Genomic DNA, 24,748 nt, shown 5'->3' on the forward strand with positions numbered 1-24,748 from the left:
GGAATCCGATGGTAGGGAGGAACTAGGAGACACGCCTGGCAAGGCTGGTGAATCACCTCGGGGCGTCATAGCGTGCCATGCGGTCCCGGGAGAAGGCGACCTGCCAGAGCTGCAGATGGCGTGCCCGGAAAGCGCCGGCACAAACCGCAAGATAGTAGCGGAACATTCGTCGGGTACGCTCGCTGTAGCGGTTGGCAATCTCGTGCCAGTGGTCGTCGACATTGGCCAGCCAGGCCATCAGGGTGCGGTCGTAGTCGGGGCCGAAGTTTTGCCAGTCCTCCATCAGCAGGTGCGGCTCGCTGGCACTGGCGATGTGCATCGCCGAGGGTAGCACGCCATTGGGAAAGATATATCTGTTGACCCAGGGGTCGGCACTGATCTCGGAGTGATTGGAGCCGATAGTGTGCAGCAGGAAGAGACCTTCTACCTTCAGCAGCCTCTCCACGGTGGCGAAGTAGGTGGGATAGTTGCGATGGCCTACATGCTCGAACATGCCGATAGAGACGATGCGGTCGAAACGTCCTGTCAGATCGCGATAGTCCATCAGCTCGATGTTCACGGGAAGGCCAGAGCAGCGCTCCTCGGCCAGACTTGCCTGTTCCCGGGAGATGGTAATGCCGGTGACTTCGACGCCGTGGTGGCGTGCGGCATGCTCGGCGAAGCTACCCCAGCCACAGCCAATATCGAGCACCCGCATGCCGGGAGCCAGTTCGAGCTTGCGGCAGGCTAGCTCAAGCTTGGCGCGCTGTGCCTCGTACAGTGAGTCTGCCGCCTTCCAGTAGCCGCAGGAGTAGCACATGGTGGGGTCGAGCATGCGTTCAAACAGGTCGTTGCCGAGGTCGTAGTGAGTCTCGCCGACGATATAGGCGCGAGCCTTGCTCTGCAGATTGAGGAATCCCGACTGGAGGCGATACATCAGGCGCTCCGACGGGGTGTGGGCGCGTTCGCCCAGGCCATGGCGCAACAGTCGGCAGGCCATCTCGTCGATGCGTTCACACTCCCACCAGCCATCCATATAGGCCTCACCGAGACCCAGGGTGCCTTGGTGCAGTACCCGAGAGAAGAAGCCCGGGTGATAGATCCGCAGATCCTGAGGCGCGCCACCGTTGAGGGTGACGCCCGAGCCGTCGAGTAGCTGTTCGATGACTCGGCGGGCACGGGTATCGGGGAGGGCGGTGGGTCTGATTCGAGGGTCACTGGTCATGGCTGGCTCCGCATCCCATGGTCTCGCGTATAGAGCATAGTCGAGCCTGTTAGCGAGGGAAAAATCCGGCACAATAACCGGCTTTGCCACAGCCTTGGGGCGTGGTGGCGACACCTTATTAAGCGATGGGCATGATATGACGACGACGCAACCCCGGATTCAGTGGCTGGGCCGCTGGGGCTTCGTGCTGGCGGCTACCGGTTCCGCGGTGGGCCTGGGCAATATCTGGAAATTCCCCTACATGACCGGCGAGTATGGTGGCGGTGCCTTCGTGCTGGTCTACCTGGCCTGCATTCTGGCGGTCGGAGTGCCCGTGATGATGGCCGAGATTGCGCTGGGTCGCCGGGGGCGAGGCAGCCCGGTCGATGCGATACGCCGGACGGCCGCCGAATCGGGGCGGTCGAGCAGCTGGTCGCTGCTGGGCTGGATGGCGATGCTTTGCGGCTTCCTGATCCTCTGCTTCTATGTGGTCGTGGCCGGCTGGTCATTCGCCTATCTCTGGAAGATGCTCAGCGGTGGCTTGGCCGCCGGCAGCGTCGACGATATGGTGGCCATCTTCGCGGCCAACAATGCCAGTCCCTGGAGTCTCGGCCTGTGGAGCACCCTGGTGACGGTGATCACCATGGTCATCGTCGGCAAGGGGGTCCAGGGTGGCATCGAGAAGAGCGTCGGCTGGATGATGCCCGGCATGGTGGTGATGTTGCTGGTGCTGATCGTCTACGGCGTCTTCTCCGGCGGCTTTACCGACGCCCTGCGCTTCCTGTTTGTCTTCGACGCCGGTTCGCTCTCGAGTGAAGGATTGCTGGCGGCGCTGGGCCATGCCTTCTTTACCCTGTCACTGGCCTCCGGTGCCATTCTTACCTACGGCAGCTACCTGCCGGCAGAGGCTTCCATTGCACGTACCACGCTGACGGTGGCGGTGGCCGACACCCTGGTGGCGCTGATGGCAGGGCTCGCGATCTTCCCGGCGATCTTCGCCAATGGCATGGATCCCGGCGAGGGTCCCGGACTGATCTTCATGAGCCTGCCCCTGGCATTTCAGTCCATGCCGTTGGGCACCCTGTTCGGGGTGCTGTTCTTCGTTATGCTCTCCATGGCGGCCTTGACCTCGTCGATCTCCATGGTGGAGGCCACCGTTTCCTGGCTCTGCGACCGTCATGGGCTTTCGCGGCGAGCCGCGGCCTGGGGGGCGGGCATCGTGCTCTGGGTCATCAGCACACTGGCGATGTTGTCCTTCAATGTTGGAGCGGACTGGACGCTGGCGGGCCGCCACCTATTCGACTGGCTCGACTACCTGACCTCGCGCTGGCTGATGCCGCTGGGCGGCCTGGGCACGGCACTGCTGGCGGGTTTCGTTCTGCGTGCCGCGCCCATGCGGGAGGAGCTGGGGCTGGCGTCGCCCGGGTATGTCCTGTGGCTGTTCATGGTGCGCTACGTCAGCCCGCTTGGCATCCTGATGATCTTCGTCGATGCCCTGGGCATCGTCAGCGTGGAATTCGCGGTTCACTGGCCCTGGCTGCTGGCTATGCTGCTGGTGCTCGCCCTGGTCGGGGAGCTGGTCAGCCCTCGGCTCAGGCGCTCGCTTAATAACTGATACAGGGCTCCCGGTCGCCTGGCCGTCGGCTCCGGGGGCTCTTCTCCTTGCGGTTATATGCTTGTGTCGAACGATAAGTAGAAAATGCCTGCCTCATAAATTACTTTGTGGAATAAAATACGGTTAATTTATGGGTGTTAAGGAATATGAAGCAAGAGCCGCCGCTAACCTCCGACCGGGCTCCCCGGCCCGACGGTCGTGTCAGCCTGGTGGGTGCCGGACCCGGCGACCCGGAGCTGTTGACGATCAAGGCGCTCCGGCGCCTCGAGGCGGCCGAGGTGATCCTCCATGACCGCCTGGTGAGTGCTGAAGTGCTGGCCATGGCCAACCCCTTGGCACGGCGGCTGTATGTGGGCAAGGCACGCTCCAATCATAGTCTTCCCCAGTCCGGGATCAACCAGGCACTGGTGGAGTGGGCGCGCCAGGGCAAGCGAGTGGTGCGACTCAAGGGCGGTGATCCTTTCATCTTCGGGCGTGGCGGCGAGGAGCTCGAGAGTCTGGCGGCGGCCGGCATCGACTTCGAGGTGATACCCGGCATCACCGCGGCCTCGGGATGTGCAGCCTATGCGGGTATTCCGCTGACCCACCGCGACCACGCCCAGTCGGTACGTTTCATCACCGGTCATCTGAAGAACGGGAGTGCCGAGCTGGACTGGCCGGCACTGGCGAGTCCCGGGCAGACCCTGGTGTTCTATATGGGGCTGCATAGCCTGCCCGAGATCTGTCATCAACTGGTCGTCCATGGCCTGCCCGAGGAGACGCCGGTGGCCTTGATCGAGCAGGGCTCCACCGCCCGCCAGCGCGTGCACCGGGGAAGTCTTGCGGGGCTGCCGGAAGTCCTTGCCGCTGGTGGCCTGCAGCCACCCACCCTGATCATCGTCGGCGGCGTGGTGGCTCTGCATGATCGCCTTGACTGGTTCGAGCCCACGATGGCCGTTACCGCCGGATGGGAGACCGCTCGGCGGCGTCCCTGATCGAGAATCGTGCGCTCCTTGGCCTATTCGTCATTTTTGGGGTTTTCGGCATTGCCGAGGGTTCGCCGAAATTCGCGTTGCCATCGAGCCAGCAGGGCCTGGCGCTTGAGCCTGTCGAGGCCGGCGAGCAGGCCGGGCCCCAGATCGGGAGGGCGCAGGGCATCACCGAAACGCTCCCGCAACTGGGTGGCGGTTCCCGGGCCGCTCATGGCGGGGTGGAGGGCGCCTAAGGTGGTGGCGTCTGCCAGGGTGCGCTGCCCCTCCAGGCTGAGCAGAAAGCTCATGAACAGGCTGGCGCTGGCCGGATTCGGGGCCTGGCGTGGAACGAAGGCCAGTCGCTGGGTTACCAGGGTGTAGTCATCGGGGATGATCAGCATGAGGTCAGGGTCATCCTCGACGACGGGAGTGGCGTAGCTGCCCAGGAGGTTGTAGCCGATCAGGAAGCGGCCATCCTGAAGACCATCGAGCATCTGCGAGGTGGTCTCGACCAGCTGGGCGTCGACGTTGCCCAGGGCAGCCACCAGGTCCCAGTAGCGCGGCGAGAGTCGCGACTCTTCCATGGCGTAGGCATAGCCTGCGCCGCTGCTTGTCGGGTCATAGGTGGCCACCCGGCCCGCCAGTGCCTCGGGATGTGTGTCCAGCAGCTCCAGCAGGTCGGCATGATTGCGCGGCGTGGCACCGATCTGCGCCAGTTCACGGTGCACGACCATGACGATGGGCTCGAAGGTGAAGGCGACCAGCTCGCGACGCCAGTGTGCCCACGTCGGCCAGTCGCCGGGAATATGGGCGCGTAGAGGGCGGGCATGGCCGGCGTTGGCCAGCGCGAACTGCCAGGGCATGGCCGAGGAGATCATCACATCGGCCTCACCGGGATGTGACAGGAAGCGTTCATTCAGCGCCAGGGTCGTCAGGTTTCGATAGGTGATATCGACCTCTGGGTGGCGTCGCTGGAAGGCGTCCAGCAGCGGTCGCGCCTGGGGCAGGTCGAGGGCAGCGTGAATCACCAGCGGCTGTCGTGGTGCGGCGTCGTCGCTTGCGGTCAGGTGCAGGGTCTGGGCGGCGTGAGCATGAAATGGCAGCAGGTAAAGCAGAGCAAGGAACAAGCCTCGGACGAGTAAATGACGGTTCACGATGCTGTCTCCGGAAAGTCCAGCTCCACCCGCAGGCCGCGGCCCGCTTCACCCTCGCTTAGCGAGAGTCTCGCGCCATGCTTGTGGGCAATGCCGTCGACGATGGCGAGTCCCAGCCCCGAGCCCTCACCGTCGTCGCGGCCACGATGGAAGGGGCGCAATACCGCCAGTCGCTGCTCGGCCGAAATGCCCGGGCCGTCATCCTCGATGAAGAGCCGGGGAGGGTGGCTCAGTACGCCGAGGGTGATACGACGAGCGCCATAGCGGCGGGAGTTGTCGATAAGATTGGTCAGGGCTTCCTGCAGCTGCCAGTCGCTCGCCGCAACCAAGACCGGTGACGCGGAGCAGTCGGCACCGAGGTCGACACCCGCCTGGTGGCAGGCTACCCAGTGCGCGCGTACCGCCTGGCGTACGCAGTCGTTGAGGTCCAGGGGAGTGAGCTCGGGGCGCTGTTCGGGGTTGTCGAGGCGGGTCAGCGACAAGAGTTGCATGGCGAGCCGTGCGCTCCGTTCGCCGGCGGCGTGGATCGCTTCCAGGGCGGTGTGCCACTGCTCGGGTTGCGTCTGGCGCAGGGCCAGCTCCGCACGCGCCGAGATGCCGGCCAGGGGGGTGCGCAGCTGGTGTGACGCATCACCGATGAAACGCTCCTGGTTGGCGCGCACCCGCCGCATCCGCGCCAGCAGGTCATTGAGTGCCTCGCGCAGCTCGGCGAGCTCCCGGGGCAGCTCCAGCTCCAGTGGGGCCAGCGTGCGGGGGTCCCGAGTACGGATCGCCTTGCGCAGGCGCGTCAGCGGCTTCAGCGCTCCGCGCACGGCCATCAGCAGGGTCGCTATCGCCAGTGCCCCCATGCCCAGGATGCCCGCCAGGTTGCCGCGCAGCAGCTCGAGGCGCAGGGCGACACGTCCTTCGCGGGTGTGGGCAACCCTGACCTCGAACCGCTCCTTGCTGCGCCAGCCCTCGAGGTGCGATTGACGAATCCCCAGGCGCAGACGCAGCTCCTGCCAGGTGATATCACGATAGAACAGGGGGGCGTCATCGGTGTCGTGGGTGTCGGTGATGGCAGGCAGCTTGGCATTGCCGGTGATGTGCCGGCCCTGCTGGTCGACCAGGCTGTAGAAGACACGCTCCTGGGCATCACCCGCGAGCATCTCCAGGGCCGCGGGGGGCAGGTCGAGCCAGAGCCGCCCATCCTGCCACTGCACCTGCTCGGCGATGGCCAGGCTGGAGGCGTCGAGCAGACGGTCATAGGCACGGTCGGCGGTGGCCCTGGCCTCCAGCCAGGCCTGCAGCAGCAGCAGGGCGCCCAGTGTCAGCAGCGGCAGGGCCAGCCAGGCGAGCAGGCGTCCATACAGGCTGTGGGCGAGCGTCACGACCCGGCTTCCAGAAGGTAGCCCAGGCCGCGTACCGTTCTGAGGGAGAGCTGCCCGGTGGGGAGGCGTTTTCGCAGGCGGTGCACATAGACCTCGATGGCGTTGTCACCCATCGACTCACCGCCGAAGGCCTCCTCGGCGAGTCGGGACTTCTCCACCGGTTCACCGGCATGGCGAAGCAGGCAGGCCAGCAGCCGCTGTTCCCTGGGCGGCAGCGGAAAGGGCTCGCCGCCTAGGGTGAAGCCCAGGGTGGTGGCGTCGAGCTCGAGCGGCCCCAGCGTCAGGCGAGTGGTGCGGGCATGGCGACGCAGCAGGGCCCGTACTCGAGCCTCCAGCTCATCCAGGGCAAAGGGTTTTCCCAGATAGTCATCGGCGCCCAGATCGAGGCCGCGGACACGATCGGCCACGGCGCCGCGAGCGGTCAATATCAGCACCGGTGTCTGCCGGTCATGGCGGCGCAGTGCCTCCAGCACCTCGAGGCCTCCTGCGCCGGGCAGATTGAGGTCGAGCAGCACCAGATCGAGGCCGTGGCCGACGGTCGCTAGACGCGCCAGTGCCGCATTGCCATCGCTCAGGTGATCGACCCGGTGACCCTCGCCACGCAGCAGCTCCAACAGGGAGTCGGCCAGCAGGGTATCGTCCTCCACCAGCAGCAGCTTCATGACATCTCCTCGGCGTCGACCCCTCGCGGTCGACACTCCAGGCTATTGGCGGCCCGAGCCAGGGCCTGGGAGGCCTCGTTGCTGTTCAGGCGCCCCGTCGGCCCCGAGAGGGCCAGCCAGCGCCGGGGTACGCCCGGTAGTTCGGGCAGTGGTTGAGTGACCATGACGCCGCCGGCGAAGGCGAGGCAGGGCGGCATGCTGGGGTCCAGGGGCCACCCCATGCCCGGATGCAGGTCATGACGCAGCGGAGTGGCGGGCAGGGAGGCGAGGCGGCACTCGACCGTCTCTCCGACCTGCTCCAGCAGCGAGGCCGTCTCGCCGAGCTCCCTGGCCATCTCATCGAGGAGTGGCTGGACCCGGGCGGCGAGTCGTTGGGCGGGCGCCTGTCGGCGTGCCAGCCGCCCGGGGCTGTCGCCCAGTTGCCAGAGGCCATCGCTACCGCGGCGCACGTAGTCGAAGCGGGCCAACGAGCCGAGTAGGCGCAGCAGGGTGCTCTTGTAGAAGCCGGTGGCCTGGGCCAGTTCGGCGAGGCTCATGGTGGTGCGCTCTCCGTCGAAGGCCTCCAGTACCGTCAAGGCGCGCTCGACGGCTTCCACGCGATCCTGCGCCATTCTCGAAATCTCCTTGAGGGACGGCATCGCCATGCGGGGTGTTGGGGGGCAGCGCCTGGCGGCGTCGTACTTTGGTCGCAATCCACCCGAGCGGTGTTGACGCCTCGTGTGGTGCCCACTAGGTTTCTACTCTGAAGAATGAAGTTCTTCCTTACAGAATTGTAAGCCAGATGACTGAACCCGGCAAGTGGCAGTACCCAGCAAGACGCCTGCTCTTGCTTTCACCCGACACAATAAAGGGGACACCTTCATGTTGATCAAGACGTCGCTCAGCCTCGCCGCCGTCGCCGCACTGACCGTCGGCGCCGGAAGTGCCATGGCGTTCGAACCCGAGGGCAAGGTGGAGTGCATCGCGCCCGCGGATCCCGGTGGCGGCTGGGACTTCACCTGCCGCAGCGTGGGCAATGTCCTGCAGGACCTGGACCTGGTGCCCGGTAACGTTCAGACCATCAATATGGCGGGGGCCGGCGGTGGTGTGGCCTATGCCCATGTGGTGAGCAAGCGTGCCGGTGACGAGCAGCTGCTGGTGGCGGCCTCGACCGCCACCACGACCCGCCTGGCCCAGGGCCAGTTTCCGGGCATGGACGCCGACATGGTCAACTGGATCGGGGCGCTGGGCGCCGACTACGGCGTGATCGCGGTGGCGGCGGACTCCGAGTACCAGGATCTGCCGGCCCTGATGGCGGCGATCGACGAGGATCCCCGCAGCGTCAAGTTCGCCGGGGGCAGCGCCAAGGGCGGCTGGGACCATCTGAAGGTGCTGATCGCCGCCGATGCCGCCGGTGTCGATGAGCTTCCCCGAATTCCCTACCTCTCCTACAACAATGGGGGAGAGGCGATGACCCAGGTGGTCGGCGGCCACGTCGATGCCTTTACCGGCGATATCTCCGAGGCTCAGGGCTTTATGGAATCCGGTGACCTGCGCGTGCTGGCCGTGCTCGCCGAGGAACGTCTGCCCGGCGAGTTCAGCGGCATCCCCACCGCCCGGGAGCAGGGCATCGACGCCCTTGGCCCTAACTGGCGCGGCTTCTACATGCCCGCCGATATCTCCGACGCGTCCCGTGAGTACTGGCTCGAGGCCATGGATACCATCTATGAGAGCGAGCAGTGGAAGGAGCTGATGGTCAGCAATGGCCTGATGCCGTTCCATATGACCGCCGAGGAGTTCGAGACCTTCGTCAAGGAGCAGGTCGCCGATATCGAGCAGCTCTCCAAGGACATCGGGCTGATCCAGTGAGTACCATGAACGATCGCATCTTCGGCATTCTGCTGATCACCCTGGCCGTCGCGTACGGCTGGGGTGCCACTCAGCTTCCGGCGCCCTTCGGCGGCAGCGAGGCGGTGGGGCCCGAAACCTTCCCGCTGCTGCTCTCGGTGGTGCTGGTTCTCTCCAGCCTCTATCTCATCGTGCGTCCCGATCCCGACAACGCCTGGCCCTGGAGTCGCACCGGCCTGGAGCTGGTGATTGCGGTGGTGGTGCTGGTGCTCTATGCGGCGCTGCTGCAGCCACTGGGCTTTATCCTCAGCACCACCCTGGCGGTGGGTACCCTGTGCTGGCGGATGGGCAGCGCCCCGCTGCGCGCCTTCATCACCGGGGCGGCCTCCGGGGTGGGCGTGTTTCTGCTGTTCAACTTTGCCCTCGACCTGGCCTTGCCGTTGGGGCTGCTCTCTTTCCTGGAGGTGAGTTGATGGAGACCCTCGGCTATCTGATCGACGGCTTCGGGGTAGCCCTGGCGCCGCATAATCTGATGTTCGCACTGCTCGGCGCCTTCCTGGGCACCCTGATCGGTGCCCTGCCGGGCCTGGGGCCAGCCAACGGGGTCGCGATTCTGATCCCGCTGGCCTTCAGCCTGGGGCTGGCGCCCGAAACGGCACTTATCATGCTGACCGCGGTCTACGCCGGGGCCATGTATGGTGGACGGATCTCCTCGATCCTGCTCAATATCCCCGGCGACGAACCGGCGATGATGACCTGCCTGGATGGCTACCCCATGGCCCGTCAGGGCAAGGCCGCCGAGGCGCTGGCGATCTCTGCGGTGGCGTCGTTCATCGGTAGCCTGGTCGCCACCATCGGCCTGATCCTGCTGGCGCCGCTGCTGGCGCGGTTTGCCTTGACCTTCGGCCCCGCGGAGTATTTCGCGCTGTTTCTGCTGGCGTTTGCCACCCTGGGGGGGATCACCGGCAAGAACCCCATGAAGACAGTGGTGGCGGCCTGCATCGGCCTGATGATCGCGACGGTGGGCATCGATAACACCGGCGTGCAGCGCTATACCTTCGGTGTGCTGGAACTCTACGAAGGGGTGGACTTCATCATCGCCATCGTCGGCCTGTTTGCCATCTCCGAGTTGCTGTTCTTCATCGAGGAGAAGGCCGGCGGCGGCAAGGAGAAGATGGTCGTCAACAAGCTCTCGCTGAAGTGGGCCGATATCCGCAATATCCTCCCGTCGAGCCTCAGGGGCGGTGTGCTGGGGTTTATCGCGGGGGTGCTCCCGGGGGCTGGGGCGTCGCTGGGCAGCTTTATCGGCTATACCCTCGAGAAGAAGGTGGTCGGCAAGAAGGGCTATTTCGGCCAGGGTGACCCGCGCGGCGTGGCCGGCCCCGAAGCCGGCAACAACGGGGCCTCCAGCGGTGCGCTGGTGCCCATGCTGACGCTGGGGGTGCCGGGAAGCGGTACCACGGCGGTACTGCTGGCGCTGCTGATCTCGCTGAACATCACTCCCGGTCCGTTGATGTTCACCCAGAACGCCGACATCGTCTGGGGGGTGATCGCGGCGCTGCTTATCGGCAACTTCCTTCTGCTGCTGTTGAACATTCCGCTGGTGGGTATCTTCGTGAAGCTGCTCTCGGTGCCGCCGATGTTCCTGCTGCCGGTGGTGACCATGATCGCCTTCGTGGGCATCTACTCGATCAGCAACACCACCTTCGATCTCTACTTCATGGTGGCCTTCGGCGTCGCCGGCTACCTCTTCCGCAAGCTGGAGATCCCGCTGGTGCCAATCATCCTCGGCCTGCTGCTGGGGCCGGAGATGGAGAAGAACCTGCGCCACGCCATGGATATCTCCGACGGTGACTGGGCCGTGCTGTGGGACAGCGGCCTGGCCATCGGCCTATGGGCGTTCGCCGGTCTGGGGCTGATTCTTCCCTATATCGTTGGCCCTCTGCTGCGTCGGCGCATGAGGGTCGCATCGGCATCTTCCGGCAACCCCGAAGGGGACTGAGCCTTCTCGAGAATGGCGAAGTGGGGCGTCGACTCGGTCGGCGCCCCGCTCTGTCATGCGAGGGGCATGGCTCGCGCACTGCGCTTTTCCTTGTACACGGGTATGTTGGTCCGAGCATCAGCAGAGAGTGATTCATCGATGGGGACGGTAGATGGTCAGGACGAGGGCGCGACGCATGGGGCTATGGTTTCTGGCGGTGCTGGTGCTGGCGTGGGGCGGCATGGGAGTCTGGCAGCGCGCCAAGCCACTCCCCGAAGGTGTTGGCATGGCATTTCCCGAGCGCCCCGCCGAACAGGTACGTTTTCTGGCCGACCGCACCTGGTATGACGCCCAAGGCAGGCGCCATCTCGACCAGGCCATCTTCGATGAGGCGCTGGCGTTGATCGGGCAGGCACGTCGGCTGGTGGTGGCAGACATGTTCCTGTTCAATGACTTCGCCGGGAGTGCCTCCGGCGCGACGTTCCGCCCCCTCTCGGCGCAATTGACCCAGGCGCTGATCGAGCAGAAACGTGACTACCCCGAGCTCGATGCCGTGGTGATCACCGACCCGCTCAACACCCTCTACGGCGGCCTCGCGCTCGATCACTTCGAGCGCCTGCGTCAGGCAGGGGTGCAGGTGGTCGAGACCGATCTGGCCCGACTGCGTGCTTCCAATCCGCTCTGGTCCGGGCTCTGGCACCTGGGTCCGCGTTGGTTTGGCAATCGTGTCGATGACGGCTGGCTGCCCAATGTGCTGGGGCCCGGGCGCGTCACCCTGCGCAGCTATCTGGCCCTGCTCAACTTCAATGCCAATCATCGCAAGACGCTGGTGGTGGATCGTGGCGAAGAGTGGGCGGGGCTGGTGACCTCGGCCAATCCCCATGATGCCAGCAGCCTGCACGGCAATGTGGCGCTGGCCTTCCAGGGGGCGGCAGCACTGGATCTGCTGTCCAGTGAGCGGAGCGTGGCGTCCTGGTCGGGTGTCACCCTGGCCGACCCCGCACCCGGCCCGGCATCCCCGTCGCCGGCGGCCGGGGCTGGAGTGCAGTTGCTGACCGAGGGGGCGATTCGCGATGCCCTGCTGGCCGCCATTTCGGCCAGTGACCCCGATGACCGCCTCGACGTGGCGGTGTTCTATCTGGCCCACCGCGGGGTGATCGAGGCACTGGTGCAGGCGAAAAGCCGTGGCGTGCGGGTGAGGGTGCTGCTCGATCCCAATCGCGACGCCTTCGGCATCGAGAAGGGGGGGATTCCCAATCGGCCGGTGGCCCTCGAGCTGCATCGGCAGGGGGTGGAGGTGCGCTGGTGCGTGACGCATGGCGAGCAGTGTCACACCAAGTTACTGCTGCGTCGTCCGGCCGGCGGCGGTCAGGGCGAGCTGATTCTGGGCTCGGCAAACTTTACTCGACGCAACCTGGATAATCTCAACCTCGAGACCAGTGTACGCCTGGTGGGGCCGGCCGATACGTCGGCTCTCCAGGATGCCGGAACCTTCTTCGATGAGCGCTGGAACAGTTCGCCCGAGCGTACCACCAGTGAGCCGTTTGGCGCCTTCGAGAAGGCGTCGCTCTGGCAGCGTCTGCGCTACCGTGCCATGGAGGCGACGGGGCTATCCACCTTCTAGCACCGGCGGCAGGCATCGCCTCGCTGGTCATCAGTCCACATGGGTGACGGCCTGGCGACGAGCATCCAGGTGCCAGGGCAGGCCGAGACGGGCATTGCGCTCCAGCTCGGCGATCACCTGGGCACCCAGCAGCAGGATGATCGCGCCGACCTCCAGGCTCAGCAGCACCACGATCAGGGTGGCCAGGGAGCCGTAAACGGCGTTGACGAACGAGAGGTTGGCGAAGTAGTAGACCAGCAACAGGCGAACCCCCTCCCATAGCAGGGCGGCCACGAAGCCCCCTATCAGGGCACGACGCAGGGCGATCCTGACGACCGGGAGCACCTTGTAGATGGCGCTGAACAGCAGGAATACCCCGACGAAGCTGGTCAGGTTGAGTAACGGCTCGGAGAGCCCGGCCAGGGGCAGACCGTGTCCCGTCAATGCCAGTGTCAGGGTGTTGAGGCCGCTGACCAGGCTGACCACCAGGGTGAGTGCCAGCAGGCCCGCCCCCAGTACCACCATAAAGGCGTAGGGGAGCAGTACCGAGACCCAGACGCTCCTTCCCTGATGCTGGGAGTCGGGGGCGTGGAAGATGATCGCCAGGGCATCCTCGAGCATGCGGAAGGCGAAGGAGCTGAACAGCAGCAGGACAGGAAAGCCCAGCAGGCCGATTACCTCGCGCGACTCGAGCAGGGCGCGTACCGCTTCCAGCAGTACCTCGGCGTGGGCCGGTGCCAGGTGGCGAGCCTGGATCGAGAGCACCTCCAGCAGGTGCGCCCTGTCGACCACCTCGGCCAGCAGCACCACCAGCAGGGCAAACAGCGGCACGATGGAGAGCAGGATGTTATAGCCCACCCCGCCAGCGAGCAGCACGCCGCGGTTGCGCAGAAAGGCACAGAGTACCCGCCACAGGAAACGTGTGACTCGTGGAAGCAGAGTGAGGGCAGGGGAGTGTGCAGGAGAGGAGGGTGTCATCGGCATGGCGATCCGCGGCAGTTACCTCATCATACGCCCGCTCGGCCATCTGTCGTCAACGCGACACTTCGGTGTCGATCCTGCATCCCATGCGGAGAATGCGCATGGCGGCGTGTTACCGGAGCCCGCATAATGCGGTGGAACCTTTACCGGTGACTCCCCCTAATACTCTGTTACCCACCTTCTTTCGACACTGAGACTCCATGGCAAAATTCGAAGAGATCGGCACCGCTTCCATTCCCGGTCAGGGCACCAGGCTGCGCCTGCTAAAGCGTAATGATGAGTTCTCCATTCGCATCGCAGGCTCTCCCGGTGAGCTGATGAACACCCGCCTGCACGGCTCCGAGGATGCCCTGGCAGAGCTGGCGTGTCAGCGAGTTACCGAGCGTCCCGGTGCCCGGGTACTGGTGGGCGGGCTGGGAATGGGCTTTACCCTGGCGGCGGCCCTCGCCGGCCTGGGTGAGGATGCCGAGGTCGTGGTGGCCGAGCTGGTGCCCGGCGTGGTGGAGTGGAATCGAGGGCCGCTGGGTGCTGCCGCTGGCCATCCGTTGGACGATGCGAGAACGCGGGTCGTGGTGGGAGATGTCGGAGAGCTGCTGCGGGACGAGCCCGGCGGCTTCGATGCCATCCTGCTCGATGTCGACAACGGCCCCGAGGGTCTGACACGCCGCGAGAATGACTGGCTTTACTCGCCTGAGGGGCTGGCCGCCGCTCAGCGGGCGCTGCGTCCCAACGGGGTGCTGGCGGTGTGGTCAGCGGGCGAGGATTCGGCCTTCACCGAGCGCCTGCGGCGGGTCGGGCTGCTGGTCGAGACGGTCACGGTCCGGGCCCAGCGCTCGGGCAAGGGGGCCAGGCACTGCATCTGGCTGGCTTGCTGAAATGTCGGACAGGCGAGTCGTAGTGGTGCTTCCTTGCCTGACCCGGCAGCTTGCGAACAGGATCTTATTCCCAGGGAGAACCCCACGATGAATGAAACGGTTGGCGGGGAGCGACTCTCCAAGCGGCTGGCTCGTGAGCTGCCCTGCTCACGCCGCGAGGCCGAGCTCTATATTGCCGGAGGCTGGGTGAGCGTCGACGGCCGGGTCGTCGAGGAGCCCCAGTTCAAGGTCGTCGACCAGGCGGTCACGCTGCTGCCGGGAGCCACGCCCCGGGAGATTTCGCCGGCGACGCTGCTCTACCACTGTCCTGCCGATATGGACGCTAGCGAGGGAGAGGATCTGGCAAGACGCGTGATTCGCAAGGCCACCCACTGGTCGGAGGACCCTGCCGGAAAGGGGGTGTTGAAGGCGCACTTTCGGGGCCTGGTTACCTGCCTGCCGCTGGGGCCCGCGGAAGCGGGCTTGCTGGTGTTCACTCAGGATCGTGGTGTTATCCGATGCTTCGAGGAGAAGCGCTCGCGGCTTGAGGAGGAGTGGTTGGTGGATGTGACCGGCAGCCTGGACGAGCATGGCTTAGCGGCACTGAGAGATGGCCCAGGGCTACCGGGCCAGCGCATGGCAGCGTGCAAGGTCAGCTGGCAAAGCGAGAATCGGCTACGCTTCGCCGTGAAGGGGGCGACCCCGGGTCAGTTCGAGTCGATGTGTCGGGCCGTGGGGCTAGGCGTGGTGGCTAGCCGGCGCCTGCGCATTGGTGGCGTGTCACTGGGTGCGGTGCCGGCCGGGCGATGGCGCTACCTGCGTCGCGACGAGCGCTTCTAAGGCCCGGCGGCGGCACACGGAGGCTCTTTCCCCGGTGGGTGCCGCTCTGTATGCTGATTCTGAGAACTGGTCACAGCTTGACTTCGGCCATCGCTTGCCGAGTGGGTGTCGACCCCTGGCTGAATCGATAACGAAAAGGATGCATCCATGTCGGAAACCAATCAGACATCACCGTTCAAGGACAACCGCGTGCGTGGCCTCGCCGGGGTGGCAGCCGTCGGCATCGTCTGGGCGATCATCGCCCAGTCCAGTGCTGGCAGCCACAAGGACGCACGGGAAGCGTTGGAAGAAGAGATGGCGGTGCTCGAGTCGCGCAACCAGGCATTGAGCACGCAACTGGAGGAGCGCAGGCAGGCCGGCGAGGAGGTCGAGGCGCTGGAGGCCGAGATCGCCGAGCTCGAGCAGCGTCGCCAGGCCCTGGAAGACGATGTTCAGGCGCGTGAGGCCGAGGCACAGGAGCGCCTGGAAGCCGTTCAGGCCGAGATCAGCAGCGCCGAGAGCCGGCTTGAGGAGCTGCAGGAGTCCCAGAAGGCCCTGGAGACCAGTATCGCGACCCTCGAAGAGGAGCAGGCGACGCTCGAGCAGGCCCTGACGGAGCTGCAGCAGGAGCGCGATGCCGTGGCGCAGGCGCGCAGCGATGCCGAAGAGGCACGTGAATCCGCCGAGAGCGCCCGCCAGGAGGCCGAGGCCCAGCGCCAAGAGGCCGAACAGGCGCGCCAGACCGCGGTGGAGGAGCGTCAGGCGGCCGAGGAGGCACGTCAGCAGGCGGAGTCCAGCCTGGATGGCCTGAAGGAAGAGATCGCCTCTCTGGAGGAGAACAAGGCGACGCTCAAGGAGGAGGTCGAGTCCAGCAAGGCCGAGCTCGATGAGCTGCAGACTCGGTTGACCGAGTTTGGTGAAGAGCGTGATGCCCTGATCCAGGAGCTTGATTCACTGGGCAAGGAGCGTGATGCGGCCCAGCAGGCGGTCAAGGATGCCCAGCGTCAGCTCGAGGATACCCAGCTTGCCATCGACATCGGTCGTGATGAGCTTGCCGACGTGGAGAGCAAGGTCGAGAGCCGAGAGACGCAGCTTCAGGAGCTGGAGTCCCAGCTGGCCTCCTGGCGTCGCAAGCTCGAGTCGCTGGAGATGGGTAGCGAGGCGTCAAGCGCCGCGAGCGGCGAGGCGGCATCGTCTTCGGCCAACCAGAGTGAAAACGGCAAGGACACCGAAGCCGCAAGTGCGCAGCAGGGCGATGGTAACGCTCCGAACCGGGATGGCGAGGGGGCATCGTCCCCCACCGAGACCGATCTCGGCCTCGATGCCGAGGCCGGTAGTGCGCCACAGGGCGATGGCGAAACCCCGAGCCAGGGCAGCGAGGGTGAAGTCACAGACTCGGCGGCGAGCGCCGAGTCGGACTCCGAGGCCTCTACCCGGCAGGAGTAAGACAGGGCGATATCGCGTCGCGAGAACGGCGGCGGGCCAGCAAGGCCCGCCGTTCGTTTATGGCGAGTTCGGTCGCCTTGCCCCAGGGCGTATAATGGTACTTAGCCTGTCGGCCGCGAGCCGGCCCGATGAATCTAAAGAGAAGGAGCAGGACGTGATCGAAGGGGTCAAGCATATTGTCGCCGTGGCATCCGGCAAGGGCGGCGTCGGCAAGTCCACCGTCACCGTGAACCTGGCCCTGGCCATGGCCGCGGAAGGCTATCGCGTGGGCATTCTGGATGCCGATATCCACGGCCCCAGCCAGGCCCAGATGCTTGGCGTGGGCGAAGGCGTGCGCCCTCAGGGCGCCGGCGAGAATGCCATGCACCCGCTCCAGGCCCATGGCATCCAGGCCATGTCCATGGCCTTCATGGTGGATATCCGTGAGCCCATGGTGTGGCGCGGGCCGATGGTGGCGGGTGCCTTCCAGCAGCTCATGAATCAGACCGTCTGGGACGATCTGGACTACCTGTTCATCGACATGCCGCCGGGTACCGGCGACATTCAGTTGACCCTGGCCCAGAAGGTGCCGGTGGATGGAGCCGTGATCGTCACCACCCCCCAGGATATCGCGCTGCTGGACGCTCGCAAGGGCATCGAGATGTTCCGCAAGGTCAATGTGCCGGTGCTCGGGGTGGTGGAGAACATGTCGCTGCATACCTGCTCGAACTGCGGTCATGCGGAGCCGATCTTCGGCGAGGGGGGCGGCGAACGTATCGCCCATGAGTACGAAACCCGTGTGCTCGGGCGTCTGCCACTCGCGCTCTCCATCCGCGAGCAGGTCGATGGTGGCCGGCCCACTGTGGTGGCCGAGCCGGAGGGCGAGGTGACCGGCACCTTCCGGGACATGGCGCGCCAAGTAGTTGCACAGCTGCAGGGCAAGACCAGCGACGGACCGAGCATCTCGTTCAGCGACTGAGCCTTGAACTAGCGGGACGGCGTGACGCCCGTGCCCGGGGCCGTTATCATGGCGGCCTCGGGCACTGTCTGCCCCCGACTTTCACAGCCGCAGGATAGGTTTCGATGAGCATCAAGTCCGACAACTGGATTCGCCGCATGGCCGAGCAGGAGGGGATGATTGAACCCTTCGAGGCCGATCAGGTTCGCTATGTGAACGAGCGTCGGGTGATCTCCTACGGAACGTCCAGCTACGGGTACGATGTGCGTTGTGCCGACGAGTTCAAGGTGTTCACCAATATTCACTCGGCGGTCGTGGATCCCAAGGCCTTCGACGACAAGAGTTTCGTCGATGTGAAGGGAGACGTCTGCGTGATCCCGCCGAACTCCTTTGCCCTGGCGCGCACCGTGGAGTACTTCCGCATCCCGCGCAGTGTGTTGACCATCTGCCTGGGCAAGTCCACCTATGCTCGTTGTGGCATCATCGTCAACGTGACCCCGCTGGAGCCTGAGTGGGAGGGGCATGTCACCCTGGAGTTTTCCAATACCACCAACCTGCCGGCCAAGATCTACGCCAACGAGGGCGTGGCCCAGATGCTGTTCCTGGAGTCCGACGAGGTGTGTGCGACCTCCTACAAGGACCGTGGCGGAAAATATATGGGCCAGCGGGGTGTGACGTTGCCTCGTACTTGAGGCCCGCGCTGCACTCGGGTGCCGTAAGCCAGAAGCTGTAAGAAAAAGCGAACCCCACCAGCCTTGCGGCGGTGGGGTTCGCTTTTGACTATCTGGCTTTCAGCTTTCAGCTTTCAGCTTTCAGCTTTCAGCTTTCAGCTTACGGCTCCAGGTCCTCGTCCAGCTCCTCGGCGGCATCGGCATGGGACATGCGCAGGCCCTGAGGCGGCAGCGACGTGCCATCCAGGGTCGCCCCCTGGCCCGTGAACAGCAGGCGTCCCTCGAGGCACCACTTCACGGCGATGGGGTAGATCAGGTGCTCCCGGGCATGCACCTTATCCTTCAGCGTTTCCTCGCTTTCCCCTTCGGCGAGTTCGACCACGGCCTGCATAAGGACCGGTCCGCCGTCGAGCTCCTCGGTAACGAAGTGCACACTGCAGCCGTGCTGGGTGACGCCGTCGGCCAGTGCCCGAGCATGGGTGTTGAGGCCCTGGTAGTCGGGCAGCAGGGACGGGTGGATATTGATCAGCCGTCCCATGAAGCGCTGCACGAAACGCGGGGTGAGAATACGCATGAAGCCGGCGAGGACGACCAGGTCTGGCTCGTGGCGCTCGATCACCTTGATCAGGGCGCCGTCGTAGGCGTCGCGGCTCTCGTACTCGCGGTGGGGCAGCACCACGGCATCGATACCCGCCTCCCGAGCACGAGTCAGCCCGTAGGCATCGGGCTCGTTGGAGATGACCGCGACGATCTCTCCACCCAGTTCGTCGTGGGTTTGGGCATCGATCAACGCCTGAAGGTTGCTGCCGTTGCCGGAGATCAGCACCACCACCCGACGGATATCGGCGGGTTCGGGGGTGAAGTCCTGCAAGGTGTCGCTCTCGTAACGCTCGCTCATCCTGCCAGGTTCTCCAGGATCACCTGTTCACCATCGGCCCCGCCGGCGACGATCTCACCGATACGGTAAACCGTCTCGCCCTGCGCCTGAAGGTGGGCACGCGCTTCGTCGGCCTTCTCGGCCGGCACCACGATGACCATGCCGATGCCGCAGTTCAGTACCCGGTACATCTCCTCCTCGGCCACATTGCCCTGCTCGCGCAGCCACTCGAAGACCGCCGGTCGCTCCCAGGCGGTGACATCGACCCGGGCGGCGAGGCCTTCGGGCAGTACCCGGGGCAGGTTCTCGGTGAGGCCACCGCCGGTGATATGGGAGAGGGCATGCACCGGAACGGCACTCTCCTTGATCAACGACAGCAGCGGTTTCACGTAGATGCGTGTCGGTGCCATCAGCGCATCGCCCAGTGACTCGCCGTCGAGTTCGGTATCCAGCGAAGCACCGGAGACCTCCAGGATCTTGCGAATCAGCGAGTAGCCGTTGGAGTGAGGGCCGGATGAGGCCATGCCCAGCAGCACGTCCCCCTCGGCGACTCGCTTGCCGTCGAGGATCTCGGACTTCTCCACGATGCCGACGCAGAAACCGGCCAGGTCATAGTCGCTGCCGGCGTACATGCCAGGCATCTCGGCGGTCTCGCCGCCGACCAGGGCGCAGCCGGCCTTCTCGCACCCGACGCCGATGCCTTCGACCACATCGGCGGCGATCTCCACATCGAGCTTGCCCGTGGCATAGTAGTCGAGGAACTGCAGCGGCTCGGCACCGGCCACGACCAGGTCGTTGACACACATCGCGACCAGATCGATGCCGATGGTGTCGTGGCGGCCCAGATCCATGGCCAGGCGCAGCTTGGTGCCAACGCCATCGGTGCCCGAGACCAGCACCGGCTCGCGGTAGCCCTTGGGCAGTTCACAGAGGGCGCCGAAGCCACCTAGTCCACCCATCACTTCCGGCCGGGTGGTACGCTTGGCGACCCCCTTGATGCGGTCGACCAATGCGTTGCCGGCGTCAATATCGACACCGGCGTCCTTGTAGCTGAGCGAGGGGCGTTTGGAGGAGTCGGTCATCGGGAGTCCTGTCGGGTAGTCGATGCAGCGAGAGTCGCCGCATGGTAGGCAAATCAGGGCCAGAATTGTAGCATCACCGCGAACGGCTGGCAGCCCGTCGGCGGTCGCGAAACAAGGAGGTAGCAATGCGCAGGCAATGGTGGGTTGCAGCCGGGGTGGCAGCGCTGGCGTTGTGGTTCCTTATCAGTATCGAGCCGGTGTTGATGCCGTTCTTCGTCAGCATGGTGCTGGCCTATCTCGGTGACCCCCTGGCCGACCGCCTGGAGGCACTGGGCCTGTCCCGCCGGCTCTCCGTATCGCTGGTGTTCCTGCTGCTGACACTGGTCATCGTGGTCGCCCTGCTGCTGGTCGTGCCGGTGCTGGGACGTCAGCTCGGCCAGCTGGTAGAGTCGCTGCCGGCGGTACTCAACTGGGTGCAGCAGACGATGGTGCCGAGGGTCCAGTCGCTGACCGGTCTGGACCTCACCACCGATATCGACGCCCTGCGTCAGGCGGTGGTGGACAACTGGAAGGAGACCGGCACCTTCGCGGCGACCCTGCTCTCGGGGGTGTCGCGCTCGGGTCTGGCGCTGGTCGGCTGGATCGGCAATCTGGCGCTGATACCTGTCGTCACCTTCTACCTGCTGCTCGACTGGGACGTCCTGGTGGCCAAGGTGCGAGACTGGCTGCCGAGACGCTGGGAAGATACCGCGAAGCGCCTGGCCGGCCAGTGTGACGAGGTGCTGTCATCGTTCCTGCGCGGTCAGCTGATCGTGATGCTGTGCCTGGGCATCATCTATGCCATCGGTCTGACGCTGCTGGGCGTGCGTTTCGGTCTGTTGATCGGTCTGCTGTCGGGGCTGGCCAGCATTGTGCCCTATCTGGGCGTCATCGTCGGCATCAGCGTGGCGGGGGTGGTGGCCTTCTTCCAGAGCGGTGAGTGGTGGATGTTGCTGGGCGTGGCCGCCGTGTTCGGTTTCGGCCAGGTGGTCGAAAGCGTGGTGCTGCAGCCCAAGCTGCTGGGCGACAAGATAGGTTTGCATCCGGTGGCGGTGATCTTCGCGGTACTGGCCGGTGGCAACCTGTTCGGCTTTACCGGAGTGCTGCTGGCGCTGCCGGCCGCGGCCGTGATCATGGTACTCTTGCGGGAACTCAATACCCGTTACAAGAGCAGTGCCTTGTACGACGAGACCCACAATCATCGCCACGACAAGGAGTCACCATGAGCCGCGCGCCCGCGCAGCTGCCACTGGGCGTGGGGTTGCGTGACGATGCCACCTTCGCCAACTTTCACGCCGGCCCCAATGCCACCCTGGTGGGGCGCCTGACCCAGCAGCTGGAACAGGAAGGGGAGCCCTTTCTCTACCTGTGGGGCGCGCCGGGCGTGGGGCGCAGCCACCTTCTTCAGGCGGCCTGCCATGGGGCCTCGGATCAGGATCGGCGTGCGCTGTATCTGCCGCTGGAGGAGCTTGGCCACTTCCCCCCGCTGATGCTCGAGGATATCGAGCGTCTGGATCTGGTGGCCATCGATGATCTGGAGCGGGTGGTGGGCCGGCCGCGCTGGGAGGAGGCGCTGTTTCACGCCTATAACCGCCTGCGTGATGCCGGCAAGCGACTGATAGTGGCCGCCGAGGCGCCACCACGCCAGCTCCCCGTGAAGCTGCCCGACCTGGCCTCGCGCCTGACCTGGGGCGTGACCTTTCATGTCCAGGGGCTGGATGATGCGGGACGCCTGGCTGCCCTCCAGCTACGCGCCCGGGTGCGTGGCATGCTGCTCACCGATGATGTGGCTCGCTACATCCTGCACCGCGGCCCACGCCGGCTCGACGAGCTGTTCCGCCTGCTGGAGGAGCTGGATCGGGCCTCGCTCTCCGCCCAGCGCAAGCTGACCATTCCCTTCGTCAAGCAGGCGCTGGGCTGGTAGAACCACTGTGGTATCAGCGTGAGAGTGGCACCTCTCGCTGCTGGCCGTTACTCAGCGATATCTGGCGGATTACCACCCGGGGCTTGCCGGTCCGGGGGTCGGGGCCGGCGCCCGAGACGTAGAACTCGCCGGCCGGCAGACCAGCGATCCGGAAATAGCCATTGCCATCGGTGCGCGTGGTGTGGGTGTACTCCCTCGCCCTGGGGTCGGCGGGCTCCACGGCGATGCCGGCCAGGGCCTTCTCGGCAGCTTCCGCCGAGTAGCTGGTGACCGGTGCCACCGAGACGCCGGCATTGGGGATGGGATGTCCGCTCAGCGTCAGCCGACCGGATACCACCGCGCTGCCCTGCTTATCGAGCCTGGCATACTCGCTCTCCGGGAAGGCGACCTCCCTGGTGGCGCGTGGGGGAGTGCCTTCATGTTGATCCTGGTGGGCCTCCTGGGGAGTGTCTTGCTGGGTTTCACCTCGCTCGATGACTTCGATGCGCTCGGTGGGGGCCGGGGGCACGACCTCGCAGCCAGCCAGCACCAGTGCCGCCAGGGCCAAGAGTAAATAGCGTTTCATGCCGATCTCCCTATCCAGTTCCGTGTCGATGGGCGCCCCGTGCCTCGGCCAAGGGTAGCGTAAAAGGCGCGCCGAAGGGAGCTCGTCACCAACGAAAACCGCCGCCCTGATGGGGGCGGCGGTTCAGGCTCTCGGGGAGGGCACCCCCCCTGATGTCAGCGCTTACTGGGTGGCCTTGGTGCTGGCCGCCTGAGCCTGCTTGACACTCTCCTCGGTCAGCTTCTGGCTCTGCTGGACAAAGTCCTGCTGCAGGGAAGCGACCTTTTCGGCATCACCCTTGAGGCGCTCGGCGAGGTCCTTGGCGACCTTCTGCTGACCCTCCATGTAGGAGCGCAGGCCTTCGGCATCCTTGACGCTCATCAGGCTGCGAAGCTGGGCCAGACCGGTGTCGGTGTAGGCCTTGGTGGCGTCCAGCTGGGCGTGGGCCAGCTTCTCGCTGTAGTCCACCGCCAGGTTGGCATAGGCGCGTGCCGGGGCGAAGAAGATGGACTCGAACTGCTTGGTGTCGAAGGCCTTGGTGTCGAAGTTGAAGGCGTTCATCATGGTGGAACCTCCTGGTTTCACTGTGCACATGGGAGCGATTTCTGCTCTGTTGCAATGCACAATAGCAGAGCGTCTTGTGCAGCGCAACATCGATATCGCCGATTATCTCGACGAGCGCAGGGAGGGGCGGGCCTTGCCGAATTCGTCCGGCGGCACCATGGTGGGAGGGAGTCATTCACTACCCACATCAGGAGGCGAGAGATGAGCGCGACGCGTAGCGAACGTGACAGCATGGGGACACTGGAGGTGCCGGCGGAGGCGCTCTATGGGGCTCAGACCCAGCGTGCGGTCAATAACTTCCCGGTCTCGGGTCAGGCGATGCCGCCCCCCTTCATCCATGCCATCGCCCGTATCAAGCTGGCCGCTGCGCGGGTAAATGCCGAGCTGGGCCTGCTCGATGCCGAACGCGCGGAGGCGATCGTCACCGCCGCCGAGGAGGTGATTCGTGGTGAGCATGATGATCACTTCCCGGTGGACGTCTTTCAGACAGGCTCCGGCACCTCCAGCAACATGAATGTCAACGAGGTGCTGGCCAACCTTGCCAGCCGTGAGGGGGTGGAGGTGGGCCCCAATGACCATGTCAATATGGGACAGTCCAGCAACGACGTGATCCCCACCGCCATTCATGTCGCGGCGGCGCTGGAGGTAACCAACCGGTTACGGCCGGCCCTGGTACATCTGCGGGAGACCATCGACCATCGTGCCACTGAACTCGACGATGTGGTCAAGACCGGTCGCACCCATCTGATGGACGCCATGCCCTTGCGCATGAGCCAGGAGCTGGGTGGCTGGTCGAGCCAGCTGGGGCAGGCCATCGAGCGTTTCGACAGCGCCCTGGTCAGGCTCTGTCGGCTGGCGCAGGGAGGCACGGCGGTAGGAACGGGGATCAATGCCCATCCGGAATTTGCCACTCGTATGGCCGCGGAGCTCTCCGCCCAGACCGGTCTCGCCTTTACCCCCAATGACAGCTTCTTCGCCAGCCTGGGCTCCCAGGATGCGGCGGTGGAGCTCTCCGGCCAGCTCAGGGGCCTGGCCTGCGTGATCATGAAGATCGCCAATGACCTGCGCTGGATGAACTCCGGTCCTCTGGCGGGCCTCGGCGAGATCGAGCTGGAGGCACTGCAGCCGGGCAGCTCGATCATGCCGGGCAAGGTCAACCCGGTCATTCCGGAGTCGGCGGCCCAGGCGGCCGCTCAGGTGATCGGGCTCGATACCGCGATTACCGTTGCCGGGCAAAGCGGCAATTTCCAGCTCAATGTGATGCTGCCGCTGGTGGCTCACAACCTGCTGAGCTCGATCACACTGATGAGCAACACCGCCTGGCTGCTCGGCAACCGGACCATCGCCACCTTCCGGGTACGTGAGGATAATCTCGCCGAACCGCTGTCACGCAATCCCATTCTGGTCACGGCGCTGAACTCGGTGATCGGGTACAACGCTGCGGCGGCCATCGCCAAGCAGGCCTATCAGGCCGGCAGGCCGATCATCGAGGTGGCAGAGGAGCAGACCGATCTCTCCCGCGAGGAGCTGGAACGTCTGCTGGACCCCGTGGCACTGACGCGAGGGGGGATTCCGGAATAGCCGGGCTCTGCCCGCAGCGGTAAGCCATACGCTTTACGCTGTACGTAAACCCCTTGCCGCGAGTTTCGGTGGCGATATTCTGGCTTACGGCTTACGGCTTACGGCTTACGGCTTACGGCTTACGGCTTACGGCTTACGGCTTAC

24 protein-coding genes are annotated in these 24,748 nt (G+C 65.2%); 14 read left to right on the forward strand and 10 right to left on the reverse strand.

Annotation, left to right across the window (positions count from 1 at the left end; all coding sequences use genetic code 11):
- Nucleotides 1-52: 52 nt before the first annotated feature.
- Nucleotides 53-1,204: a cyclopropane fatty acyl phospholipid synthase gene (gene cfa, locus E0702_RS07445; RefSeq protein ID WP_132042402.1), complete on the reverse strand. Its 1,152-nt coding sequence runs from the start codon at nucleotides 1,202-1,204 to the stop codon at nucleotides 53-55.
- Between the two features lie 136 nt (nucleotides 1,205-1,340).
- Here cfa and E0702_RS07450 point away from each other — a divergent pair, with 136 nt between their 5' ends.
- Nucleotides 1,341-2,798 (forward strand): sodium-dependent transporter, encoded by a 1,458-nt coding sequence (locus tag E0702_RS07450; RefSeq protein ID WP_132042404.1) that lies wholly within the window; start codon nucleotides 1,341-1,343, stop codon nucleotides 2,796-2,798.
- A 146-nt stretch (nucleotides 2,799-2,944) separates the two neighbouring features.
- Nucleotides 2,945-3,772, forward strand: a complete 828-nt coding sequence (gene cobA, locus E0702_RS07455; RefSeq protein ID WP_132042406.1) for a uroporphyrinogen-III C-methyltransferase — start codon at nucleotides 2,945-2,947, stop codon at nucleotides 3,770-3,772.
- Between the two features lie 23 nt (nucleotides 3,773-3,795).
- On the opposite strand, the gene E0702_RS07460 is transcribed toward cobA, so the two are convergent.
- The 4 genes from E0702_RS07460 to E0702_RS07475 are packed head-to-tail and all read right to left on the reverse strand — an operon-like array spanning nucleotide 3,796 to nucleotide 7,545.
- Nucleotides 3,796-4,902 carry an ABC transporter substrate-binding protein gene (locus E0702_RS07460; RefSeq protein ID WP_240721692.1) on the reverse strand — a complete coding sequence of 369 codons (1,107 nt, stop codon included), beginning with the start codon at nucleotides 4,900-4,902 and terminating at the stop codon, nucleotides 3,796-3,798.
- A complete protein-coding gene (locus tag E0702_RS07465) occupies nucleotides 4,899-6,272 on the reverse strand; it encodes a sensor histidine kinase (protein ID WP_132042408.1) in 1,374 nt (457 codons plus the stop codon). Before E0702_RS07465 ends, E0702_RS07460 begins: the two co-directional genes overlap by 4 nt.
- Nucleotides 6,269-6,934 carry a response regulator transcription factor gene (locus tag E0702_RS07470; RefSeq protein ID WP_132042410.1) on the reverse strand — a complete coding sequence of 222 codons (666 nt, stop codon included), beginning with the start codon at nucleotides 6,932-6,934 and terminating at the stop codon, nucleotides 6,269-6,271. The genes E0702_RS07465 and E0702_RS07470 overlap by 4 nt, the downstream gene beginning before the upstream one ends.
- A complete protein-coding gene (locus E0702_RS07475; RefSeq protein ID WP_132042412.1) occupies nucleotides 6,931-7,545 on the reverse strand; it encodes a helix-turn-helix domain-containing protein in 615 nt (204 codons plus the stop codon). Before E0702_RS07475 ends, E0702_RS07470 begins: the two co-directional genes overlap by 4 nt.
- A 250-nt stretch (nucleotides 7,546-7,795) precedes the next feature.
- Between E0702_RS07475 and E0702_RS07480 the strand changes: the two genes are divergently transcribed.
- The 4 genes from E0702_RS07480 to E0702_RS07495 all read left to right on the forward strand — a co-directional run bounded on the left by E0702_RS07480 (nucleotide 7,796) and on the right by E0702_RS07495 (nucleotide 12,366).
- Nucleotides 7,796-8,782: a Bug family tripartite tricarboxylate transporter substrate binding protein gene (locus E0702_RS07480; RefSeq protein WP_132042414.1), complete on the forward strand. Its 987-nt coding sequence runs from the start codon at nucleotides 7,796-7,798 to the stop codon at nucleotides 8,780-8,782.
- 5 nt (nucleotides 8,783-8,787) lie between these two features.
- Nucleotides 8,788-9,234 carry a tripartite tricarboxylate transporter TctB family protein gene (locus tag E0702_RS07485; protein ID WP_202597156.1) on the forward strand — a complete coding sequence of 149 codons (447 nt, stop codon included), beginning with the start codon at nucleotides 8,788-8,790 and terminating at the stop codon, nucleotides 9,232-9,234.
- Nucleotides 9,234-10,763, forward strand: a complete 1,530-nt coding sequence (locus E0702_RS07490) for a tripartite tricarboxylate transporter permease (protein ID WP_132042462.1) — start codon at nucleotides 9,234-9,236, stop codon at nucleotides 10,761-10,763. Before E0702_RS07485 ends, E0702_RS07490 begins: the two co-directional genes overlap by 1 nt.
- Before the next feature lie 175 nt (nucleotides 10,764-10,938).
- Nucleotides 10,939-12,366 carry a phospholipase D family protein gene (locus E0702_RS07495; RefSeq protein WP_132042418.1) on the forward strand — a complete coding sequence of 476 codons (1,428 nt, stop codon included), beginning with the start codon at nucleotides 10,939-10,941 and terminating at the stop codon, nucleotides 12,364-12,366.
- A 30-nt stretch (nucleotides 12,367-12,396) separates the two neighbouring features.
- Here the strand turns inward: E0702_RS07495 and E0702_RS07500 are convergent, their stop codons facing one another.
- On the reverse strand, nucleotides 12,397-13,323 hold the full coding sequence (locus E0702_RS07500) for a YihY/virulence factor BrkB family protein (protein ID WP_132042420.1): 927 nt from the start codon (nucleotides 13,321-13,323) through the stop codon (nucleotides 12,397-12,399).
- Between the two features lie 203 nt (nucleotides 13,324-13,526).
- Between E0702_RS07500 and E0702_RS07505 the strand changes: the two genes are divergently transcribed.
- The 5 genes from E0702_RS07505 (at nucleotide 13,527) to dcd (ending at nucleotide 18,074) form a co-directional block, all read left to right on the forward strand.
- Complete coding sequence (locus tag E0702_RS07505) at nucleotides 13,527-14,201, forward strand: spermidine synthase (RefSeq protein WP_132042422.1); 675 nt, start codon at nucleotides 13,527-13,529, stop codon at nucleotides 14,199-14,201.
- A gap of 87 nt (nucleotides 14,202-14,288) precedes the next feature.
- A complete protein-coding gene (locus tag E0702_RS07510) occupies nucleotides 14,289-15,020 on the forward strand; it encodes an RNA pseudouridine synthase (RefSeq protein WP_132042424.1) in 732 nt (243 codons plus the stop codon).
- Nucleotides 15,021-15,167: 147 nt separating this feature from the next.
- Nucleotides 15,168-16,445, forward strand: a complete 1,278-nt coding sequence (locus E0702_RS07515; RefSeq protein ID WP_132042426.1) for a hypothetical protein — start codon at nucleotides 15,168-15,170, stop codon at nucleotides 16,443-16,445.
- Between the two features lie 157 nt (nucleotides 16,446-16,602).
- Nucleotides 16,603-17,403 (forward strand): iron-sulfur cluster carrier protein ApbC, encoded by an 801-nt coding sequence (gene apbC / locus E0702_RS07520; RefSeq protein WP_240721695.1) that lies wholly within the window; start codon nucleotides 16,603-16,605, stop codon nucleotides 17,401-17,403.
- 104 nt (nucleotides 17,404-17,507) lie between these two features.
- On the forward strand, nucleotides 17,508-18,074 hold the full coding sequence (dcd, locus tag E0702_RS07525; RefSeq protein WP_132042428.1) for a dCTP deaminase: 567 nt from the start codon (nucleotides 17,508-17,510) through the stop codon (nucleotides 18,072-18,074).
- A gap of 139 nt (nucleotides 18,075-18,213) precedes the next feature.
- Here dcd and purN read toward each other — a convergent pair whose 3' ends face one another.
- Both purN and purM read right to left on the reverse strand, forming a co-directional pair.
- Complete coding sequence (gene purN, locus E0702_RS07530; RefSeq protein ID WP_132042430.1) at nucleotides 18,214-18,951, reverse strand: phosphoribosylglycinamide formyltransferase; 738 nt, start codon at nucleotides 18,949-18,951, stop codon at nucleotides 18,214-18,216.
- Complete coding sequence (purM, locus tag E0702_RS07535; RefSeq protein WP_132042432.1) at nucleotides 18,948-20,012, reverse strand: phosphoribosylformylglycinamidine cyclo-ligase; 1,065 nt, start codon at nucleotides 20,010-20,012, stop codon at nucleotides 18,948-18,950. Before purM ends, purN begins: the two co-directional genes overlap by 4 nt.
- A 125-nt stretch (nucleotides 20,013-20,137) precedes the next feature.
- Between purM and E0702_RS07540 the strand changes: the two genes are divergently transcribed.
- Both E0702_RS07540 and hda read left to right on the forward strand, forming a co-directional pair.
- On the forward strand, nucleotides 20,138-21,217 hold the full coding sequence (locus E0702_RS07540; protein WP_132042434.1) for an AI-2E family transporter: 1,080 nt from the start codon (nucleotides 20,138-20,140) through the stop codon (nucleotides 21,215-21,217).
- Nucleotides 21,214-21,915, forward strand: a complete 702-nt coding sequence (gene hda / locus E0702_RS07545) for a DnaA regulatory inactivator Hda (protein ID WP_132042436.1) — start codon at nucleotides 21,214-21,216, stop codon at nucleotides 21,913-21,915. Before E0702_RS07540 ends, hda begins: the two co-directional genes overlap by 4 nt.
- 13 nt (nucleotides 21,916-21,928) lie before the next feature.
- Here the strand turns inward: hda and E0702_RS07550 are convergent, their stop codons facing one another.
- Nucleotides 21,929-22,480: a carboxypeptidase-like regulatory domain-containing protein gene (locus tag E0702_RS07550; protein WP_132042438.1), complete on the reverse strand. Its 552-nt coding sequence runs from the start codon at nucleotides 22,478-22,480 to the stop codon at nucleotides 21,929-21,931.
- Between the two features lie 162 nt (nucleotides 22,481-22,642).
- Entirely contained in the window at nucleotides 22,643-23,020 is a 378-nt protein-coding gene (locus tag E0702_RS07555; protein ID WP_439952325.1) for a phasin family protein, read from the reverse strand.
- A gap of 204 nt (nucleotides 23,021-23,224) precedes the next feature.
- On the opposite strand from E0702_RS07555, the gene E0702_RS07560 reads away from it, so the two are divergent.
- A complete protein-coding gene (locus E0702_RS07560; RefSeq protein ID WP_132042442.1) occupies nucleotides 23,225-24,604 on the forward strand; it encodes a class II fumarate hydratase in 1,380 nt (459 codons plus the stop codon).
- Nucleotides 24,605-24,748 lie beyond the last annotated feature (144 nt).

Origin of the sequence: Halomonas marinisediminis (genome assembly GCF_004347715.1) — a bacterium.
Lineage (GTDB): Bacteria > Pseudomonadota > Gammaproteobacteria > Pseudomonadales > Halomonadaceae > Halomonas > Halomonas icarae.